17 protein-coding genes are annotated in these 20,630 nt (G+C 71.4%); 3 read left to right on the forward strand and 14 right to left on the reverse strand.

Features of this window, described 5'->3' with window-relative positions:
* Positions 1-149: 149 nt before the first annotated feature.
* Positions 150-1,100 (reverse strand): 2-hydroxyacid dehydrogenase, encoded by a 951-nt coding sequence (locus I2W78_RS10985; RefSeq protein ID WP_196459056.1) that lies wholly within the window; start codon positions 1,098-1,100, stop codon positions 150-152.
* A 74-nt stretch (positions 1,101-1,174) separates the two neighbouring features.
* Here I2W78_RS10985 and I2W78_RS10990 point away from each other — a divergent pair, with 74 nt between their 5' ends.
* Both I2W78_RS10990 and I2W78_RS10995 read left to right on the forward strand, forming a co-directional pair.
* Complete coding sequence (locus I2W78_RS10990; protein ID WP_196459057.1) at positions 1,175-2,173, forward strand: aldo/keto reductase; 999 nt, start codon at positions 1,175-1,177, stop codon at positions 2,171-2,173.
* A gap of 160 nt (positions 2,174-2,333) precedes the next feature.
* A complete protein-coding gene (locus I2W78_RS10995) occupies positions 2,334-3,536 on the forward strand; it encodes a PQQ-dependent sugar dehydrogenase (protein ID WP_196459059.1) in 1,203 nt (400 codons plus the stop codon).
* On the opposite strand, the gene I2W78_RS11000 is transcribed toward I2W78_RS10995, so the two are convergent.
* The 7 genes from I2W78_RS11000 to I2W78_RS11030 all read right to left on the reverse strand — a co-directional run bounded on the left by I2W78_RS11000 (position 3,533) and on the right by I2W78_RS11030 (position 11,235).
* Positions 3,533-3,733, reverse strand: a complete 201-nt coding sequence (locus I2W78_RS11000) for a DUF6191 domain-containing protein (protein WP_196459061.1) — start codon at positions 3,731-3,733, stop codon at positions 3,533-3,535. The genes I2W78_RS10995 and I2W78_RS11000 overlap by 4 nt on opposite strands.
* 37 nt (positions 3,734-3,770) lie before the next feature.
* Complete coding sequence (locus I2W78_RS11005) at positions 3,771-6,806, reverse strand: helix-turn-helix transcriptional regulator (protein ID WP_196464504.1); 3,036 nt, start codon at positions 6,804-6,806, stop codon at positions 3,771-3,773.
* Positions 6,807-6,892: 86 nt separating this feature from the next.
* Positions 6,893-7,078 carry a hypothetical protein gene (locus I2W78_RS11010; protein ID WP_196459063.1) on the reverse strand — a complete coding sequence of 62 codons (186 nt, stop codon included), beginning with the start codon at positions 7,076-7,078 and terminating at the stop codon, positions 6,893-6,895.
* A gap of 139 nt (positions 7,079-7,217) precedes the next feature.
* Entirely contained in the window at positions 7,218-7,784 is a 567-nt protein-coding gene (locus I2W78_RS11015; RefSeq protein WP_196459065.1) for a hypothetical protein, read from the reverse strand.
* A gap of 35 nt (positions 7,785-7,819) precedes the next feature.
* The gene (locus I2W78_RS11020) at positions 7,820-8,395 is read right to left on the reverse strand and encodes a GNAT family N-acetyltransferase (RefSeq protein WP_196459067.1); all 576 of its coding nucleotides are present in this window, start codon (positions 8,393-8,395) and stop codon (positions 7,820-7,822) included.
* On the reverse strand, positions 8,373-10,631 hold the full coding sequence (locus tag I2W78_RS11025) for an MMPL family transporter (protein WP_196459069.1): 2,259 nt from the start codon (positions 10,629-10,631) through the stop codon (positions 8,373-8,375). The genes I2W78_RS11020 and I2W78_RS11025 overlap by 23 nt, the downstream gene beginning before the upstream one ends.
* A gap of 193 nt (positions 10,632-10,824) precedes the next feature.
* Positions 10,825-11,235 carry a hypothetical protein gene (locus I2W78_RS11030; protein WP_196459071.1) on the reverse strand — a complete coding sequence of 137 codons (411 nt, stop codon included), beginning with the start codon at positions 11,233-11,235 and terminating at the stop codon, positions 10,825-10,827.
* A 75-nt stretch (positions 11,236-11,310) separates the two neighbouring features.
* Here I2W78_RS11030 and I2W78_RS11035 point away from each other — a divergent pair, with 75 nt between their 5' ends.
* A complete protein-coding gene (locus tag I2W78_RS11035) occupies positions 11,311-12,090 on the forward strand; it encodes an SAM-dependent methyltransferase (protein ID WP_196459073.1) in 780 nt (259 codons plus the stop codon).
* A gap of 58 nt (positions 12,091-12,148) precedes the next feature.
* Here the strand turns inward: I2W78_RS11035 and gatB are convergent, their stop codons facing one another.
* The 6 genes from gatB to ligA all read right to left on the reverse strand — a co-directional run bounded on the left by gatB (position 12,149) and on the right by ligA (position 20,615).
* Positions 12,149-13,663, reverse strand: coding sequence for an Asp-tRNA(Asn)/Glu-tRNA(Gln) amidotransferase subunit GatB (gene gatB, locus I2W78_RS11040; protein ID WP_196459075.1), 1,515 nt, complete (start codon positions 13,661-13,663; stop codon positions 12,149-12,151).
* Positions 13,664-13,678: 15 nt separating this feature from the next.
* Positions 13,679-13,918, reverse strand: coding sequence for a hypothetical protein (locus tag I2W78_RS11045; protein ID WP_196459077.1), 240 nt, complete (start codon positions 13,916-13,918; stop codon positions 13,679-13,681).
* Positions 13,915-15,411 (reverse strand): Asp-tRNA(Asn)/Glu-tRNA(Gln) amidotransferase subunit GatA, encoded by a 1,497-nt coding sequence (gene gatA / locus I2W78_RS11050; protein WP_196459079.1) that lies wholly within the window; start codon positions 15,409-15,411, stop codon positions 13,915-13,917. The genes I2W78_RS11045 and gatA overlap by 4 nt, the downstream gene beginning before the upstream one ends.
* A 5-nt stretch (positions 15,412-15,416) precedes the next feature.
* Positions 15,417-15,713, reverse strand: coding sequence for an Asp-tRNA(Asn)/Glu-tRNA(Gln) amidotransferase subunit GatC (gene gatC, locus I2W78_RS11055; protein ID WP_004925108.1), 297 nt, complete (start codon positions 15,711-15,713; stop codon positions 15,417-15,419).
* A 212-nt stretch (positions 15,714-15,925) separates the two neighbouring features.
* A complete protein-coding gene (locus I2W78_RS11060) occupies positions 15,926-18,160 on the reverse strand; it encodes a putative bifunctional diguanylate cyclase/phosphodiesterase (protein WP_196459081.1) in 2,235 nt (744 codons plus the stop codon).
* Positions 18,161-18,419: 259 nt separating this feature from the next.
* Positions 18,420-20,615 (reverse strand): NAD-dependent DNA ligase LigA, encoded by a 2,196-nt coding sequence (ligA, locus tag I2W78_RS11065; RefSeq protein ID WP_196459083.1) that lies wholly within the window; start codon positions 20,613-20,615, stop codon positions 18,420-18,422.
* Positions 20,616-20,630 lie beyond the last annotated feature (15 nt).

Below are 20,630 nucleotides of genomic sequence, written 5' to 3' on the forward strand. Positions count from 1 at the left end.
GCCCCTGTCGGGACGATACACCAGTCTCGTCACTCAGGGACATAGCTTCTCTACGCTCAGTGACCACCAGGGAGAACGCGGAACGGACCGCGTTCGGACGGTTGCGGAGGGTGCCCGAACCGGCTCAGACGTCGGCCACGCCGACGGCTCTACGCACCCCTCGCGCCCGTCGTAAGGATCACGTTGCGCAGCGGCTCCCGGTTCACGAAGCGGTGCAACTGGTCCACGAGCAGCCTCTTGGCGCGCGGCATGAACGCGGACGTGGGGCCGCCGACATGGGGGCTGATCAGCACGCCGGGCGCCTGCCACAAGGGATGCGAGGGCGGCAGCGGTTCCGGATCGGTGACGTCGAGGGCCGCGGTGATCCGGCCACTCTCCAGCTCCGCGAGCAGCGCCTTGGTGTCCACAACGGGACCGCGGGCGACGTTGACGAGCAGCGCGCCGTCCTTCATCCGCCCCAGGAACTCGCCGTTCACCAGCCCCCGGGTGGTTTCGGTCAGCGGCGTGGAAAGGATCACGACATCCGCCTCGGGCAGCAGTCCCGGCAGTTCGGTGAGCGGTTGCACGGGGCCGCGCGCCGTGGTGCGCCCTGAGCGCGCGACGCGCGCCACCCGCGCGAGCTCAAAGGGTGCGAGCCGGTCCTCGATGGCCGCGCCGATGGCGCCGTACCCGACGATGAGCACGTTCTTGTCGGCGAGCGCCGGCCGGAAACCGCCGCGCCACTCGCCCCTGTCCTGCGCCCTGACGAAGTCCGGAATCCCGCGCAGCGAGGCGAGGATCAGGGTGAGCGTGAGCTCGGCGGTACTCGCCTCGTGCACCCCGCGCGCGTTGCACAGGCGCACCCCCGGGGGCAGGTGCCCGAGCCCCGGCTCGACATGATCGGTACCGGCGGAGAGCGTCTGCACGACCTGCACGGAGGTCATCCGGGCCATCGGCCGTACGCCGACCTCGGAAGGCTTCATGTAGGGGACGACGTAGAAGGCGCAGTCGGCGGGGTCCGCGGGGAACGTTTCCTCACCGTTCCAGAAACGGTACTGCGGGCCGTCCGGAAGCCCCTCGATCTCCTCCGGCCGGATGGGAAGCCACACGTCAGCAGTCATGGTCAGAGGCTATGTGAGGGGCGGTGCGGTGCGGAGGTTAGGTTGGGTGGCCTGGAGAGGGAGGGTTACGGCAGGTGGAGCGCAGGACGATCGGCGCGGCGGCGCTCGCGGTGGGGGCCGTCGGACTCGGGTGCATGCCGATGAGCTGGGCGTACAGCACGTCACGGCAGCGGGGCGACGCGTCGCTGCGGGCCGTGCACCGGGCGCTCGATCTGGGCTCGACGCTGCTGGACACGGCCGACATGTACGGCCCGTTCACCAACGAGCTGTTGGTGGGGCGGGTGTTGAAGGAGCGGCGCTCCGATGCCTTTGTGTCGACCAAGGTGGGGCTGCTGGTGGGTGAGCAGCACATCGTGGCCAACGGCCGCCCCGGCTATGTGAAGCGGGCCTGCGACGCCTCGCTGCGGCGGCTGCAGACCGACGTGATCGACCTCTACCAGCTCCACCGCTCGGACCCCGAGGTCCCCGTCGAGGAGACCTGGGGCGCGATGGCGGAACTCGTGCAGGCCGGAAAGGTGCGGGCGTTGGGGTTGTGCGCCGTGGGTGCGCGGGGCGGACGCCGGTCCGGGACGCGGCTGCACGACGCGACGATCCGGCAGTTGCAGCGGGTCCAGCAGGTCTTTCCGGTGAGCGCGGTCGAGGCGGAGCTGTCGGTGTGGTCGCCGGAGGCGCTGGACGCGCTGCTGCCCTGGTGCGAGGCCCGCGGTATCGGCTTCCTGGCCGCGATGCCGCTCGGCAACGGCTTCCTGACCGGCACGCTCACGCCGGGCGAGGGCTTCGAACCGGACGACATGCGCGCCCGGCATCCGCGCTTCACGGCGGAGATGATGGCGGCGAACCAGCCGATAGTGGCGGGCCTGCGCCGCGTCGCCGCCCGCCACGGCGAGGACGTCACCCCGGCCCAGGTGGCCCTGGCGTGGGTGCTGGCCCAGGGGCGGCACGTGGTGCCGGTGCCGGGGGCGAAGCGGGAACGGTGGGTGACGGAGAACGCCGGGGCGGTGGGGGTGCGCCTGACGGCGGAGGATCTGGCGGAGGTGTCGGGGTTGCCGGGGGCGCAGGGGTCCTGGGACTGAGATCCTGGGACTGATGAGGTCCTGGGACTGAGGTGCTGGGACTGAGGTGCTGGGACTGAGGGCGCCTCTCACCAGCAGCTGACCTGCGGCTTCGTGATGTGTCGGCCGCTTCCTCGATTCGGGATCCGGTGATCGGGAACCTGTGGGACGCGAGCGGTGTATGACAAGTAGGACTCGCCGCGTCGAAGGGACCATGATCGTGCAACGTCGAGCTGTGACGGCCGTTCTGGCCACGGCCACCCTCCTGCTCACGGCCGGCTGCTCCTCCGACGACGGGGGAGGCGGCCCCTCCGAGGGGAGCGCGACCCCGAGTCGTACGGCGGCGCAGTCGTCGCCCTCAGGAGCGGCCGCAGAGCAGACTCCCCCCGCGAAGGGCTCGGTCAAGGTCGTGCGCACGGTCACCGAGGGCCTCAGCAGCCCCTGGGGCCTGGCCGCGCTGCCCGACGGCGACCTGCTCGTCTCCTCCCGCGACGAGGGCACGATCACGCGCGTCGACACGGAGACGGGCAGAAAGACCGAGCTGGGCGAGGTGCCCGGGGTGTCCCCGGCGGGCGAGGGCGGCCTGATGGGCCTCGCGCTCTCCCCGGACTACGCCTCGGACCACATGATCTACGCGTACTTCACCTCGGCCTCGGACAACCGCATCGTCCGCATGCTGTACGACGAGCAGAAGCCCGCGGGCGAACAGCTGGGCGCGCCCGACACCATATTCCGGGGCATCCCCAAGGGCTTCATCCACAACGGCGGCCGGATCGCCTTCGGCCCGGACAAGATGCTGTACGCGGGCACGGGCGAGAGCGGAGAGGAGGGTCTGTCCCAGGACAGGGAGTCGCTCGGCGGCAAGATCCTGCGCATGACCCCGGAGGGCGAGCCGGCCCCGGGCAATCCGTTCCCGGAGTCGACGGTGTACTCGTACGGCCACCGCAATGTGCAGGGCATCGCCTGGGACGCCAAGCAGCGCCTGTTCGCCGCCGAGTTCGGCCAGAACACCTGGGACGAGCTGAACGCGATCAAGCCCGGCGACAACTACGGCTGGCCGGAGGTGGAGGGCAGGTCCGACGACTCCGCGTACCGCAACCCGATAGCCCAGTGGAGCACCGACGAGGCCTCCCCCAGCGGCATCGCCTACGCCGAGGGCTCCATCTGGATGGCGGGCCTGCGCGGCGAACGCCTGTGGCGCATACCCCTGGACGGCACGGAAGCCTCGGCCGACCCCCAGCCCTTCCTGGAGGGCGACCACGGCCGCCTGCGCACGGTCCTCGCGGCCGACGGCAACAAACTGTGGCTGGTGACGAGCGAGACGGACGGCCGGGGTTCCCCGGGGGACGGGGACGACCGGATTCTGGAGCTGGAGGTCAGCTAACGCGGCCCCTCGGGCGCCGGCTGCTCGTCCTGCGTGGGCTCCGGTGGCCGTACCACCACCTTCCCGGAGGCGAGGTCTATCGGGCCGCGGCCCGGGTCGCCGTCGCCCACGTCCTCCCGGGTCAGTTCCAGGCGGTTCTGTTCGTCCCGGGTGTGCTTGCGGCCGGGTGCGAACAGTTCCTCGAAGACGTTGAACACGGGGCCTCCCTCGGCCGGTCGCTGTACAGCGTATGCCTCAGCCGGCGGTCCGCGAGGTGAGCGTTTCGGACGGGAACAGTCCCAGCCGATGCGCCACCGCCGCCGCCTCTCCTCGCCCGGAGACGCCGAGTTTGGCCAGGATGTTGGAGACATGGACGCTGGCCGTCTTGGGGGAGATGAAGAGTTCCTCGGCGATCTGGCGGTTGGTGCGGCCGTGGGCGACCAGGCGCAGGACATCGCGTTCGCGGGTGGTGAGGCCCAGGGCCTGGGCGGGGTCGGCGTCGGACTCCCGCGCCGGGGCCAGGCCGAGGCGGGCGCGCTGGGCGAGGACGGTGACGGCGTCGGCCAGGCAGCGGGCGTCGAGGTGGTCGGCGACGGCGTGGACGACGCGCAGCAGCTCCGTGACGCGCTCGCGGTGCTCCGTGGCGCCGGTGGCGAGCAGGGCCTCGGCCAGGCGGTGGCGCACGCGGGCGAGGTCGTAGGGGCGCTCCAGCCGCTCGAAGGCGGTGACGACCGGGGTCCAGGTGTCGGGGGTGGCGCGGCCCTCGGCGCGGTGCAGTTCGGCGCGGACCCAGTGTTCGTGGGCGAGCCAGATGGGGGCCTTCGTGGTGAGGGTCTTGACGGCGGTGACGATGCGGTCGAGTGCCTCCGCGCGGCCCTGCTCGGCGACGGGCAGGGCACGGGCGTCGGCCTCGGCGGTGGCGGCGGCCAGCAGCAGCGGCCAGCCGTACTGCTGGGTGCCGGGTGGGGTGCCGGCGTCCAGGGCGGCGTGCAGTTCGGCGCGGGCGTCGAGGATGCGGCCCTCCACGGCGGCGATGCCGACGGCGATGGTGGCCATCGGCAGCCACTGCTGGGGCATGGGGTCGTGCGAGCCGAACGCCGCGCGGGCGGCGGCCAGTTGGCGCTTGGCCTCGGCCACATCGCCCCGGCCCAGGGCCAGATGGGCCAGGCCCACGGCGCCGGTGCCTCGGGGCTTGCCGCTCTGTCCGCGCCGAAACACGTTCGCCGCGGCCTGTTCGGCCTCCTGCCAGCGGCCGAGGCTGTACAGCGACTCGGAGAGGTTGGCCCATACCCACGCCTCGGTGTCGAGCAGGCCGAGCTTCCGGGCGAAGGCGGTGCCTTGCTCCAGGATCGAGGCGGCCTCGCGGGAGCGGCCGGTGGCTTCGAGGACAGAGGGCAGGTTCACATACGCGCGTCCGGCGACGTAGGCGAAGCCTTCCTGAAGGGCGCGTTCCTTGACCTCGTACATCGCGGCGAGCCCCGCCTCGACGTCGCCCGCGTCGACGGTGAGGCTGCCGAGGGTGAGGCGGGCGTTCAGTTCGATCTCGCGGGTGCCGACCATGCGTGCGTACTGAACGGCTCGCTCGGCGGCGGCGAGGGCCTCGGGGCCGGGCTGGTGCAGCATCGACCAGTTGGCGACGGTGGTGAGGACCTCGGCGTGCACCTCGGAGGGCGGCAGGCCGCGCAGCAGCTCCTGCGCGGTGGCCAGTTCCTGCCAGCCGTCGCCCCGTGCGAGGGACTGCACCAGCCGGGAGCGCTGGGTCCAGAACCAGGCGGCGCGCAGGGGGTCGTTCTCGTCCTCCAGGATGCTCAGGGCGCGCCGGATGATCTTCATGGCGCGTTCGCGTTCGCCGCTGAAGCGGCCGGCGACGGCGGCCTCGGCCATCAGGTCGAGGTAGCGCAGCGGGGTGGTCGCCGGGTCGCAGCCGCAGGGTGGGAAGGACGCCGTGTAGTCGACGGGCCGCAGCCCGGCGCGTACGTCCTCGGGGGCGGCGTCCCAGAGCTCCATCGCGCGTTCCAGGAGCCGCAGTTGCTCGGAGTAGGCGTCACGGCGGCGGGCGGCGACGGAGGCGGCGAGGACGGCGGGCAGGGCCTTGGCGGCGTCGTTCGCGTGGTACCAGTAGCTGGCCAGGCGGGTGACGACCTGGTCGGCGGGGACGAGGCTCGGGTCGGCCTCCAGAGCCTCGGCGTAGCGGCGGTTGAGGCGGGAGCGTTCGCCGGGCAGCAGGTCGTCGCCGACGGCCTCGCGGACCAGGGAGTGCCGGAAGCGGTAGCCGTCGCCGGTGGGGGCGGCGAGCAGGATGTTGGCGTTCACGGCCGCGCGCAGCGCCTCGATGAGGTCGTCCTCGGTGAGCTGGGTGACGGCGGCGAGCAGCCGGTACTCGACGGTGGAGCCGCCCTCGGCGACGATCCGGGCGACCCGCTGGGCGCTCTCGGGCAGCGCCTCGACGCGGACGAGGAGCAGATCGCGCAGGGAGTCGGTGAGGCCGGTGCAGGAGCCCTCGTGGGCGGCGACGGCGAGTTCCTCGACGAAGAAGGCGTTGCCGTCGGAGCGTTGGAAGATCTCGTCGACCTGGGCGGGGTCGGGTTCGGCGGCGTGGATGCCGGCGATCTGGCAGGCCACTTCCTCGCGGTTGAAACGGGGGAGTTCGAGGCGCCGGACCGTGCGCAGCCGGTCGAGTTCGGCGAGCAGGGGGCGCAGTGGGTGGCGGCGGTGGATGTCATCGGATCGGTAGGTGGCGAGGACGACGAGGCGGCCGGTGCGCAGGGTGCGGAAGAGATAGGCGAGGAGGTGGCGGGTGGAGGCGTCGGCCCAGTGCAGGTCCTCCAGGGCGACGACGACCGTGCGGTCGGCGGCGACGCGCTCCAGGAGGCGGGCGGTGAGCTCGAAGAGGCGGGCCATGCCCTCCTCGTCATGACGGCGGGCGCCCGCGTCGCCCAACTCTGGCAGCAGCCGGGCGAGTTCCTCTTCCTGGCCGGCGGCCGCGGCGGCCAGCTCGGCGGGCAGTTCACGGCGCAGGGCGCGCAGCGCCGTGGAGAACGGAGCGAAGGGCAGCCCGTCGGCGCCGATCTCGACACAGCCGCCCAGCGCGACGACGGCTCCCCTGCCGGCGGCCGCGGCGGCGAACTCCTCGACGAGCCGGGTCTTTCCGACGCCGGCCTCACCGCCCACCAGCAACGCCTGCGGCTCGCCCGCTTCGGCACGGACGAGCGCGTCGTTCAGCGTGTCCAACTCCTCGGCGCGGCCGACGAACACCGGACTGACGGACCTGGTCTCCACGCCCCCGAGCATCGCACGGGGGTCTGACAACGCGGCACCGGTTTTCCGGAGGGTCGCAGGGCGGCGCCCGCGCACGGCCACCCTTCCGTCCCCCGGCGCTACGCGGGCCGCGGGAACCGCCGCCGCCGTGGTCGGTGGCTGTGCTCCTCGCTCTCCTTGGAGCGTTCGGCGGCCTCGCGCCGCGCGGCACGCCCGCGCCGTACGGACTCGCTTACCAGCCGCTCGTGTTCGGCCCGGCGGATCAGCTCGGCGGAACGCATCTGCTGGAGCTCGTACTGGTACATCTCGTCTCCCCCGTGAGAGGTCGGTTCCGGCATCGCTCGCTGCGATGCCTCAACCTTCGTCTCCCAGGCGGCCCCACCACATCGGAAGAGTTCCGCATCTTCCGACGGGGCGGGGCCTTAGATGTACGTCGTGGGGGCCTTAGCTCGTCGACGGCAGCCCGAGCAGGATGCCGGTGTACTTGAGGACGGCCAGGAACAGGCCGATCACGCCCAGGGAGACACCGGCCCAGGCGACCGACTTGATCCACGGCGCCTGCGGCTTTCCGGGGGCGCCGAACGCGGGGCGGGCCAGGACCACGACGGCGACGATCAGCGCGGCCAGCGCGAACACGCCGGCCCACAGGGCGTTGGCGGCCCAGGCGTCGCCGTAGCCCTCCTTGACCATCGTGGCGACGCTGGAGGTCTGCGAGGTCTGCAGCTGGCCGATCAGCGACTCGCGCGCGGAGGCCACGGTGCCGACCCAGCTGCCGGTGAGCGAGACGATGCCGAGCGCGGCGGAGACGACGGCGCCGGCGCCCTGGCCGACCCCGGTGGGGCCGCTCTCCTCCGCCACGGACGCTTCGGGCTGCTCGTCACCGTCCTGGATGCCGGTGTCAGCCTCGGTAGCGGTGCCGTCCGCCGCTTCCCCGACCCGGTCCTCGTCGGCCTTGGCCTCGGTCTCGGCGCCGGTCTCGGCGGGCGTCTCGTCCACAGTCTTGGTTCCCATGCCCCGCACCGTACGGACGGAGTCTGAGAGGTTCCTTAATGATCGTTGTGAGCGCCACGCGCGCGTGCCCGCGCCCACTCCGGCGCCAGCACCGCCCAGATCTCGTAGTCCTGCCGCACGCCCCGCCAGGGATAGCTCTCGCGCAGCACGCCCTCCCGGGTCATGCCCAGCCGGCGTGCCACGTTGATGCTGGCCGTGTTGTCGGACGCCGCGTGCCACTCCACCCGGTGCATACCGCGCTCGTCGAACGCCCAGTCGATCAGGACGCGGGACGCGCGCGTGATGAGGCCGCGTCCGGTGGCCGCCGGTTCCAGCCAGCAGCCGAGCTCGCAGACCCCGGTGGCGGCGTCGAAGACGCGGAAGAGGACACCGCCGACAAGCTTGCCGTCCAGCCAGACGCCGTGCAGGAAGCCGCTGTCGGTGGCGCGCTTGTCGGCGTAGGACTGGAGCAGGGCCCGGGCGGAGTCGAGGTCGGTGGCCTTGGATCCGAACGGGATGTGCCGGGTGATGAAGTCCCGCCCCCGGTCGAGGTGGGCGAGGAACTCCTCGGCGTGCCAGGGCTCCAGGGGTCGCAGCCGCGCTCCGTCGTCACCCAGGGATATCGCGTACATCCGAACCCCGCTCCTTCTCCAGTACGTCCACGACGTCGGTGAGCTTCTCACGTTCGGCGTCGACGTCCGCGAGCTTTTTCTGCTCGGCGCGGGACTCGGGCGGCTCGATGCTGATCCGGGGCAGGTACCGGTCCAGCCAGCGGGGCAGCCACCAGTTGGCGCCGCCGAGCAGATGCATGAGGGCGGGCACCAGCAGCGTACGGAGCACGAAGGCGTCCAGGGCGACGGCGGCGGCGAGCGCGATGCCGAACATGGCGATCACACGGTCGCCGCTGAGCACGAAGGCGAGGAAGACCGAGATCATGATGACCGCGGCGGAGTTGATCACCCGGCTGGTCTCGGCGAGGCCGACCCGGACGGCGCGCCGGTTGTCGCCGGTCTCCAGCCACTCCTCGTACATGCGGCTGACCAGGAAGACCTGGTAGTCCATGGAGAGCCCGAAGAGCACCGACACCATGATCACGGGGAGGAACGGCTCGATCGGGCCGGCCCGGCCGAGGCCGAGCAGTTCGCTCCCCCAGCCCCACTGGAAGATCGTGACGACCACCCCGAACGAGGCGGCGACGGCGGCGACGTTCATCGCGGCGGCCTTCAGCGGGATGCCGACGGACCGGAAGGCGAGCAGCAGCAGCACACAGCCGAGCCCGATGACCACGCCGACGAACAGCGGCAACTTGTCGACGATCACCTCGGCGAAGTCGTCGTAGGCGGCCGTGACCCCGCCGACGCGCACGTCGAGCGAGGTGCCGGCCTCGGCGCGCGGCAGCACCTCGGTGCGCAGCCGGTCGACGAGGGCACTGGTGCTCGCCGACTGCGGGGGCGACTCGGGTACGACGGTGAGGTAGGCGGTGTGGCCGCCGGAGTCGTACGTCACCGGTGTCACGGCGGCTACGCCCTCGGTGGCGCGCAGGCTGCTGCCGAGGCTGTCGACGGCGAGCCGGTCCTCGGCGCCGTGGATCTCGGTGACCAGGGTGAGGGGTCCGTTGACGCCGGGGCCGAAGCCGTCGGCGAGGAGGTCGTAGGCCTTCCTGGTGGTCGTCGACTCGGGGTTGTTGCCCTGGTCGGAGGTGCCGAGGCGGAGCGTGAGGGTGGGCAGGGCGAGCAGCGTGATGACGGCGAGGGCGACGGCGCCGAGCTTCTTGGGGTGCCGTTCGACGAAGGCGGACCAGCGGGCGGCGAACCCGGTGGGCAGCTCGGGTTCGGGGCCGTGCTCGTCCAGTCGGCGGCGTTCGCGGCGGCTGAGCGCGCGCATGCCGATGAAGGACAGCAGGGCGGGCAGCAGGGTCACGGAGGCGGCGACGGTGAGTACGACCGTCAACGAGGCCGCGATGGCGACGCCGTTGAGGAAGCCGAGCTGGAGTATCAGCATCCCCAGCAGCGCGATGCAAACGGTCGCACCCGCGAACACCACCGCACGTCCCGTGGTGGCGACGGCCGTTGCGGCCGCCTCGGTGACGTCCAGGCCGCGTTTCAGGCCGCGCCGGTGCCGGGTGACGATGAACAGCGCGTAGTCGATGCCGACGCCGAGCCCGATCAGCATGCCCAGCATGGGCGCGAAGTCGGCGACGGTCATGGCGTGCCCGAGCAGCACGATCCCGGCGTACGCGGTGCCGACGCCGACCAGTGCGGTGGCGATGGGCAGCAGGGACGCGGCGAGCGAGCCGAAGGCGAGGAACAGCACGACGGCGGCGACCACCACGCCGACGATCTCGGCGAGATGCCCGCCGGACGGGTCGGTGAGGCCGATCGCGGTGCCGCCCAGCTCCACCTGGAGCCCGTCGGCCTCGGCGTCCTTGGCCCTGTCCACGACGGCCCGCGCCTCGGACTCGTCGATGTCCTGGGACTGTTCGCGGAAGGCGACGGTGGCGTAGGCGGTACGGCCGTCCTCGCTGATCTGGCCCGCGCCCTGACCGTCGTACGGGCTCACCACGGTGGCCACGCCGGGCAGTTGGGCGACGGCGTGCAGGGTGCGGGTCATCGTCTGTTCGACGTCGGCGGCTCGGACCGAGCCGGTCTCGGTGTGCCAGACGACCGTGCCCGCGGCGCCGCCCAGGTCCGGGAAGCCCTCCTTCAGCAGTTGACCGGCCCGGCCCGACTCGGTGCCCGGGACCTGGTAGTCGTTCGAGTACGCCGTGCCGGTCGCGGCGGCGGCAGCGGTCACCCCGCCGAAGGCAAGGAGCCACAGGAGAACGGCGACCAAGCGGTTCCGAACACACCAACGGGCGAGGGCTGCCACGAACGTGCTCCCAGGATATGACTTGTGGATCTTTGACCGGGAACAGTCGTCCATGGTCTGAACGGCCCGCAAAGAACGCATGAGCAATGCACAGCCACTCTTACAGGGAGAAATGATCGTTTGGTTGTTTCGTGGGTTTATTCACAGGAGTGGGAGGCAGCTCACAGGACAATCGGGTGAACTCTGTCGACCGTCAGTCGAACTGGTCTCCGAACGCCATCACCATGACCCCGCCCACCAGCAACCACAGCGCCCGCCGGGTGCGCCCCCGCGACCCGAGAACCGCCGCACCCGCGCAGACGGCCGCGCCGAGGGCGTAGGCGGCCGCTACGAGCGCCGGTGCGCCGTCCGTGGCACGCAGCACGGACGCGGCCAGCCCCGCGAACGCCAGCAGGCCACCGGTCCCGGCGGCGGCCCAACGGGCCCGCCGCGCCTCCTGCACCGGATCATCGGCGTCCTCGACCGCATCTCCGCCCGCGTCCTCTACCGCGTTTTCGCCCTCGACCGCGTCTTCGCCCGCGCTCTCAACTGCGACTTCGCCCGCGACCTCGTCCCCCGTCTCGGCTATCTCGGAGGGCGTCTCGGAATCAGCGCGTCCACTCATGGCGCGCGAGCGTAGCGCCTCCCAGTGAGAATTCGGATGCGACCCCCGCCCACCGCCTGCTAATCAGAGTCCCCTATGCCTGATCTCACCGAGCGACTTACCGACAAGCGCTATCCGCGCAGCAGCCAGTACGACCCGCGCTGGGTCATCGACCACCAGATGGGCCCGCACCCCCTGTGGCTGCTGGAGTGGCTGGCCCCCGCACTCGGCCTCGATTCCCTGCCCCCACGCGCGCGCGTGCTCGACCTCGGCTGCGGCCGCGCGCTCACTTCGGTATTCCTCGCACGGGAGTACGACGTCCAGGTCACCGCCGCCGACCTGTGGATCAAGCCCGACGAGAACGCCGAGCGGCTCGCCGCGGCCGGCGTCGCCGACCGGGTGCTGCCGGTGCACGCCGAGGCGCACGACCTGCCGTTCGGCGAGGGCATCTTCGACGCGATCGTGTCCATCGACGCCTACCACTACTTCGGCACCGACGACCTGTATCTGCCCACGGTCACCCGGCTGCTCAAGCCCGGCGGGCGGATCGGGGTCGTCGTACCGGCGCTGCGGGAGGAGCCGGAGGGCACCGAGCCGCCGGAGCACCTCAAGCCGTTCTGGGAGCCCGCGTTCTGGTCGTTGCACTCCCCCGCCTGGTGGCACCGCCACTGGATCCGCAGCGGGGCCGTGACGGTCGAGGCCGCCGACTGGCAGCCGGACGGCTGGCGGGACTGGCTGCGCTGGACCGAGGTGTGCGCCGAGGAGAGCCCGGACGAGTTCATGGCGGGCATGGCGCGACGCGAGGTGGACATGCTGCGCGCGGACGCGGGGCGCGCGCTGGGCTTCGTAGGACTGGTGGGGCAGCGCACGTCATGACACACCAATGGGGGTGCATCGGCCTCGATGCACCCCCATTGGTGTGTTGCTCGGCGGCTCAGCCCTCGCTGACGCCCAGCTTCTGAAGGATCAGCTCCTTGACGCGGGCCGCGTCGGCCTGCCCCCGGGTCGCCTTCATGACCGCGCCGACGAGGGCGCCCGCCGCGGCCACCTTGCCGCCGCGGATCTTGTCGGCGATGGCCGGGTTGCCGGCGATGGCCTCGTCGACGGCCGTGCCGAGCGCGCCCTCGTCGGAGACGACCTTCAGGCCGCGCCTGTCGACGACCTCGTCCGGGGTGCCCTCGCCCGCGAGGACGCCCTCGATGACCTGACGGGCCAGCTTGTCGTTCAGGTCGCCCTTCGAGACCAGATCGGAGACCCGGGCGACCTGGGCCGGCGTGATGGCCAGCTCGTCGAGCGCCTTGCCCGACTCGTTGGCGCTGCGGGCCAGTTCACCCATCCACCACTTGCGGGCGGAGGTCGCGTCGGCACCGGCGTCGATGGTGGCGACGATCGGGTCCAGGGCACCGGCGTTGAGGATCGCCTGCATGTCCGTGGCGGAGATGCCCCACTCCTCGCGGAGCCGGTTGCGACGCACCAGCGGCAGCTCCGGCAGCGAGGCGCGGATCTCCTCGACCCACTCACGGGCCGGGGCCACCGGCACCAGGTCCGGCTCGGGGAAGTACCGGTAGTCCTCGGCCTCCTCCTTCGTACGACCGGACGTCGTCGTGCCCGTGTCCTCGTGGAAGTGGCGGGTCTCCTGGATCACCGTGCCGCCGTCGCCGAGGACGGCCGCGTGGCGCTGGATCTCGAAGCGCACCGCACGCTCCACGGAGCGCAGGGAGTTGACGTTCTTCGTCTCCGAGCGCGTGCCGAACTTGTCGGCGCCCTTGGGCATCAGCGACAGGTTCACGTCGCAGCGCATCTGGCCCATCTCCATACGGGCCTCGGAGACGCCGAGCGCACGGATCAGCTCGCGCAGCTCACGGACGTACGCCTTCGCGACCTCGGGAGCGCGCTCGCCCGCGCCGACGATCGGCTTGGTGACGATCTCGATCAGCGGGATACCGGCGCGGTTGTAGTCCAGCAGCGAGTGCGAGGCGCCGTGGATACGGCCGGTCGCGCCGCCCACGTGCGTGGACTTGCCGGTGTCCTCCTCCATGTGGGCGCGCTCGATCTCCACGCGGAAGGTCTCGCCGTCCTCCAGCTGGACGTCGAGGTAGCCGTTGAAGGCGATCGGCTCGTCGTACTGGGAGGTCTGGAAGTTCTTCGGCATGTCCGGATAGAAGTAGTTCTTCCGGGCGAAGCGGCACCACTCGGCGATCTCGCAGTTCAGCGCGAGGCCGATCCTGATGGCGGACTCGACGCCGGTCCTGTTCATGACCGGGAGCGCGCCGGGCAGGCCGAGGCAGACGGGGCAGGTCTGGGTGTTCGGTTCGGCGCCGAGCGCGGTCGAACAGCCGCAGAACATCTTGGTCTTGGTGCCGAGTTCGACATGGACCTCAAGGCCCATGACGGGGTCGTACGACGCCAGCGCGTCCTCGTACGACACCAGGTCGGTCGTGGTGGTCACGGTGAAACTTCCCTCTCAGCCCAGCAGGACGTCGTCGTCGCCCAGCCGCTTGAGCTCGCGGTAGAGCATGGCGAGGCCGGTGACGACGCCCGCGGCGGTGACGACGGCGTCGACGAGCCGCAGCGTGTCGTTCTCGGCGCGGGCCTTCTTGATCTGCTTGGCGACGCCGATCGCGCCGAACGCGGTGGCGGCCATGGACAGGTACGTACCGGACTTCGACTTCTTGAAGCCCTTGGCCTTGGTCAGTGCACTCACAGCGACGGAGCCTCCTCCAGGAGCGGGTGCCCCCACTTTTCCACGAAGGCGGCCTCGACGGCGGCGCCCACCTTGTACAGGCGGTCGTCCTGCAGCGCCGGGGCGATGATCTGCAGGCCGACCGGAAGGTTGTCCTCCGGGGCGAGGCCGCAGGGCAGCGACATGGCCGCGTTGCCCGCCAGGTTGGTCGGGATGGTGCACAGGTCGGCGAGGTACATCGCCATCGGGTCGTCGGCGCGCTCGCCGATCGGGAAGGCGGTGGTCGGGGTCGTCGGGGAGACGATCACGTCGACCTGCTCGAAGGCCTTCTCGAAGTCGCGCGTGATGAGCGTGCGGACCTTCTGGGCGCTGCCGTAGTACGCGTCGTAGTAGCCGCTCGACAGGGCGTACGTGCCGAGCATCACACGGCGCTTGACCTCGGCGCCGAAGCCGGCCTCGCGGGTCAGGGAGGTGACCTCCTCGGCCGAGTGGCTGCCGTCGTCGCCGGTCCGCAGGCCGTAGCGCAGGCCGTCGAAGCGGGCGAGGTTGCTCGAACACTCGGACGGGGCGATCAGGTAGTACGCCGACAGCGCCAGGTCGAAGGACGGGCAGTCCAGCTCGACGATCTCCGCGCCCAGCTCCTTGAGGAGGGCCACGGACTCGTCGAAGCGCTGGATGACGCCGGCCTGGTAGCCCTCGCCGCGGAACTGCTTGACGACGCCGACGCGCATGCCCTCGACGCTGCCGTTGCGGGCGGCCTCGACGACCGGCGGGACGGGGGCGTCGATGGAGGTGGAGTCCATCGGGTCGTGCCCGGCGATCACCTCGTGCAGCAGCGCCGCGTCCAGGACCGTACGGGCGCAGGGCCCGCCCTGGTCGAGGGAGGACGAGAACGCCACCATGCCGTAGCGGGACACGGCCCCGTACGTCGGCTTCACGCCGACGGTGCCGGTGACGGCGGCCGGCTGGCGGATGGAGCCGCCGGTGTCGGTGCCGATGGCGAGCGGGGCCTGGAACGAGGCGAGCGCGGCGGAGGAGCCGCCGCCGGAGCCGCCGGGGATGCGGGTGAGGTCCCAGGGGTTGCCGGTGGGCCCGTACGCGCTGTTCTCGGTCGAGGACCCCATGGCGAACTCGTCCATGTTGGTCTTGCCGAGGATGACGACGTCAGCGGCCTTCAGCTTCTTGGTCAGGGTGGCGTCGTACGGCGGAATCCACCCTTCCAGGATCTTGGAGCCGACGGTGGTGGGGACGCCCTCGGTGGTGAAGATGTCCTTGAGGGCGAGGGGAACGCCGGCCAGCGGGCCGAGCTTCTCCCCCTTGGCCCGCTTCTCGTCGACGGCACGGGCCTGGGCGAGGGCGCCCTCGCGGTCGATGTGCAGGAAGGCGTGCACCTTCTCGTCGACGGCCTCGATGCGGGCGAGGTGGGCCTCGGTGACCTCGACGGCCGTGAGTTCGCCTGAGGCGATCCTCGCGGCGATCTCGGCCGCGGTGAGCTTGATGATTGCGTCCGTCATGCGGATTACTCCTCCCCCAGGATCTGCGGCACCTTGAAACGCTGCTGCTCCTGGGCCGGGGCGCCGGACAGCGCCTGCTCGGGGGTGAGCGACGGGCGGACCTCGTCCGGGCGCATGACGTTCGTCAGCGGGAGCGGGTGCGAGGTCGGCGGTACGTCTTGGTCGGCGACCTCGCTGACGCGGGCGACCGCGCCGATGATGTCGTCCAGCTGGCCGGCGAAGTGATCAAGCTCTTCGGGCTTCAGCTCCAGACGCGCCAGCCGGGCGAGGTGGGCGACCTCCTCGCGCGTGATGCCAGGCATGCAGCGATCCTCTGGGGTGAGTGTGTGTGGTTTGGGCTCAATCCTATGGGGCGGGGGGCTGTGCCCGTGAAACGGATATCGGTGACCTGCTGAGAGACATCGCGGCAGTGCCGTTCAAGGGGCGCGGGGCTGTGTTCCCTATGCGGCTCCGCCGCGTGGGCGCGATCAACCACGACGGCGCGGCAGACGAAAGACGACACTCCCCGGAAAATCTAGTCGGCCGCAGGCAATGCGGCCTTCGGCCGCTGCCACCCCCGAGCCCCCCGCGCCCGCAGCCAGGCCGTGGTCTCCTCGGCCGGCATAGCCGCAGCGACCAACCACCCCTGCACGGCATCACACCGCAGATCCCGCAACCGCTCCCACGTCTCGTCGTCCTCCACCCCCTCGGCGACGACAAGCAACCCCAACGAGTGCGCAAGATCCACAGTGCAGCGCACGATCTCCGCGTCCTCCGCGTCGACCGCCAGCCGGGCCACGAACGAACGGTCGATCTTCAGCTCGCTCACCGGCAGCCGCTTGAGGTGGACGAGCGAGGAGTACCCCGTGCCGAAGTCGTCCAGCGACATCTTCACGCCGTGCCCGGTCAGCCCGGCGAGGGTGTCGGCGGCCCGTTGCGGGTCCTCCAGGAGCACATGTTCCGTTATCTCCAGTTGGAGCGCTCCCGCCGGAACGCCGTGCCGGGCGAGACGCGCGGCGACGGAGCCCGCGAAGCCGGGAGTGTGCACGTCACGCGGGGACACGTTCACCGCGACCGGCACGAACAGCCCCTGCGCCCGCCACTGCGCCACCTGGCCGAGCGCCGTGTCCAGCACGTACTCCGTCAGGTGCGGCATCAGCCCGGACGACTCGGCGATCGCGATGAACTCGTCCGGCGGCACCTTCCCGCGCTCCGGGTGGACCCACCGCACCAGCGCCTCCAGACCGGCCACCTGTCCGTCGAAGCGCACCTTGGGCTGGTAGTGCAGCTCGACCTCGTGCGCGTCCAGGGCCCGGCGCAGGTCGGCGAGGAGGCCCAGGCGGTCCGGGGTGTTCGAGTCCCGCTTGGACTCGTACACCTCCACGCCCGTCCGGTCGCGTTTCGCCTGGTACATCGCCACGTCCGCGCGGCGCAGCAGCCCCTCGGCGTCGAGGGCGTGGTCGGGGAAGACGGCGACGCCTGCGCTGGCCTCCAGCACGAGCGTGAGTCCGTCGAGGTCGAGCGGGGAGCTGAGCGCGGCGACCAGGCCGCGGGCGATCCGGGTCGCGGACGTCGTGGAGTCGGCGACCGGCAGTAAGACGGCGAACTCGTCGCCGCCGAGCCGGGCGGCCTCCGCCCCGCGCGGCAGGGCCAGCCGGAGCCGGTCGGCGGTCTGCAGCAGCAGCCGGTCACCGGCGAGATGACCGAGGGTGTCGTTGACCGATCGGAACCGGTCGAGGTCGATCAGCATCAGGGCGGCGCGGGCGTCGATGCGCTCGGCGTCGTCCAGTGCGGTCCAGATCCGCTCCAGGAGCCACTGGCGGTTGGGCAGCCCGGTGAGCGGATCGCGCAGTTGTTCCTCCGCGCGGGCACGGGCTATCCACAGGGTGGAGTCGAGGGCGACGAGGGGGATGGCGAACAGCGGCAGCAGGATCGGCTTGGCGACGGCGACCACGCAGATCAGGGGTGCGATGCCGAGCAGGGCGACCGCGACCAGGCCGTGCCGGACCAGGGCGGTGCGGGCGATGGTGGGCAGTCCGCCGAGGCGGGGCGCGTGCAGGTACCACAGCAGGGTGCGGGAGACCGCGAGGTAGGCGGTCGCGACCAGGATCACCTCCGTGGCGGTGTAGAGGGTCCAGGTGGCCGGGTCCCAGGGGTTCTCGACGGACGGTACGCGGCCGAAGGCGGCCAGTACGAGGGCGCCGGCGCCGATGCCGAGGACGTCCACCGCGCCGTGCAGCACGCCCTGCCGCCAGCGGTGGCGCCGGGCTATGCCGACCAGGACGACGACGGTGAGGCTGACCAGCCCGGCGGGCACCCAGCCGTACAGCAGCAGGACGGCGAGGGTGAGGGCGGCGCCGGAGCCGGTGCCGCCCCACCAGCGGGCGCGGCCGAGCGCGACCAGGTGGCCGACGATGATGCCGGTCAGCAGGGCCAGCGACCAGCCGACCCGGCCGGACGGGAACAGCGCGTGGTTGCCGGTGAACGCCCGCAGGAACCCGGCGCCCAGGGCGAACCCGGCGCCCGCGACGACCGCCGCGGGCAGCGCGGGCCAGGACAGGTGCCGTTCGGCGTCGACTCCCGGCAGTCCGGCGGCGTGGCCGACGGTGAGGGCGGCGGCGTCGCGTCCGTCCAGCACGATGCGCTGCCCGGCGTCGGGGTCCCGCGTCGCCGCGGTGCTCGCACGCCAGGCCGAACGGAGGCCCCCTCGCCAGGTGCCGGCCATCCGGCGCAGCCGTGAGTATGGGGCGGCGCTCTCGGTCGGTTCCATTCCCGTCCCTCTCACAGCCGGCGGTGCCCACGCCACGCGGCCCGTTGCCCGACATCCCTCAACGGCACCGCGTTGGAAAACCGTTCCCCGTGCTCGTCAAGAGCAAGGGAATGCCCCAACCGCAGCTGGGCACGGCAGGTGCACACCTCAACAGTAGGCCGCAGAAGGCTTCCACGGGCAGCGGTCGTCGACGGTTGCCCGAATGCGCCCCGGCCGCCCGTATGCATCTGGTATGCGCCGATCGGGTGTTCCTCAACCGCTACTCGTCGGTCGGAAGTGCGGCCTCCGACGCCGCCTCAGGCCCTTGCTCCAGCAGGACGTTGAACCCTTCCTCGTTCAGGACCGGCACCTTGAGCTGCATCGCCTTGTCGTATTTCGATCCGGGGTTGTCACCCACAACGACGAACGACGTCTTTTTCGACACCGAACCGGTCACCTTGGCGCCCCGGGTCTGCAGCGCCTCCTTCGCGCCGTCGCGCGTGAAGTGTTCGAGCGTGCCGGTGACGACGACGGTGAGGCCTTCGAGCGGGCGGGGGCCCTCGTCCTCGCCGGTGCTCTCCTCCTCCAGCCGGACGCCGGCGGCCTTCCACTTGCGGATGATCTCGCGGTGCCAGTCCTCGGCGAACCACTCCTTGAGCGAGGCGGCGATGATGGGGCCGACGCCGTCGGTGGTGGCCAGCTCCTCCTCGGTCGCCTGCTCGATGCGCTCGATGGAGCGGAACTCGCGGGCCAGCGCCTCGGCGGCGACCGGGCCGACATGACGGATCGACAGGCCGGTCAGTATGCGCGCGAGCGGGCGCTGCTTGGCCGCCGCGATGTTCTCCAGCATCGCGAGCGCGTTCTTCTTCGGCTCGCCCTGCTGGTTGGCGAAGACCGTGGCGATCTTCTCCTCGCCGGTCTTCGGGTCCCGCTTGGGCAGTCCGCTGTCCTGGTCGAGGACGTACGCCTTGATGGGCAGCAGCTGCTCGACGGTGAGGTCGAACAGGTCGCCCTCGTCCCTCAGCGGCGGCTGCTCGGGCTCCAGCGGACCGGTGAGGGCAGCAGCGGCGACATAGCCGAAGTGCTCGATGTCCAGCGCCTTGCGGCCCGCCAGATAGAACAGCCGTTCGCGCAGTTGCGCGGGGCAGGTACGGGAGTTCGGGCAGCGCAGGTCGACGTCGCCCTCCTTCATCGGCCTGAGCGCCGTACCGCACTCGGGGCACTCGGACGGCATCACGAACTCGCGCTCGGTGCCGTCGCGCAGGTCGACGACCGGGCCGAGGATCTCCGGGATGACGTCACCGGCCTTGCGCAGCACCACCGTGTCGCCGATGAGGACGCCCTTGGCCTTGACGATGTCCTGGTTGTGCAGGGTGGCGAACTCGACCTCCGAGCCGGCCACCGTCACCGGCTCGACCTGCGCGTACGGCGTCACCCGGCCGGTACGGCCCACCCCCACGCGGATGTTGACGAGCTTGGTGTTGACCTCCTCCGGCGCGTACTTGTACGCGATCGCCCAGCGCGGGGCGCGCGCCGTCGAGCCGAGGCGGCCCTGGAGGCGGATCTCGTCCAGCTTGACGACCACGCCGTCGATCTCGTGCTCCACGGAGTGGCGGTTCTCGCCGTAGTACGCGATGAACTCCCGTACGCCTTCGAGGTCGTCGACCACCTTGTTGTGCCGCGAGGTGGGCAGGCCCCACTCCCCCAGCAGGTCGTAGGCCTGGGAGAGGCGAGTGAGGCCCGTGAAGCCCTCCAGGGCGCCGATGCCGTGCACCACCATGTGCAGGGGGCGGGTGGCCGTGACGCGCGGGTCCTTCTGGCGCAGGGAACCGGCCGCCGCGTTGCGCGGGTTGGCGAAGGGCTTGTCGCCGGCCTCCACCAGGCGGCGGTTGAGTTCCTCGAACTTCTCCATCGGGAAGTAGACCTCGCCGCGGATCTCCACCAGGTCCGGGACCTTGTCGCCCTTGAGACGGTCCGGGATCTCGGCGATGGTCCGGACGTTGGGCGTGATGTCCTCGCCGGTGCGGCCGTCGCCGCGGGTCGCCGCGCGCGTGAGGCGGCCGTGCTCGTAGGTGAGGTTGACGGCGAGGCCGTCGACCTTGAGCTCGCACAGGAAGTGGTAGTCCTGGTCGCCCAGTTCGCGGGCGATGCGGTCGGCCCACGCGGCGAGTTCGTCGTCGTTGAACGTGTTGTCGAGGGAGAGCATGCGCCGGCGGTGCTCGACCGCCGTGAACTCCGTCGCGTAGGACCCGGCGACCTTCTGGGTCGGCGAGTCCGGGGTGCGTAGCTCCGCGTACTCCTCCTCCAGCTCCTGAAGGGTGCGCAGGAGCTGGTCGAACTCCGCGTCGCTGATGACGGGAGCGTCCTTCACGTAGTACCGGAAGCGGTGCTCCTCGACCTGCTCGGCGAGCTGGGCGTGCCGCTCCCGTGCCTTGGCGGGTACCGCTGTGGACTCCGCTTGCTTGTCGCCGGCCACCGTGTCGTCCTCCCG

The sequence above is a fragment of the Streptomyces spinoverrucosus genome (genome assembly GCF_015712165.1).
Lineage (GTDB): Bacteria > Actinomycetota > Actinomycetes > Streptomycetales > Streptomycetaceae > Streptomyces > Streptomyces spinoverrucosus_A.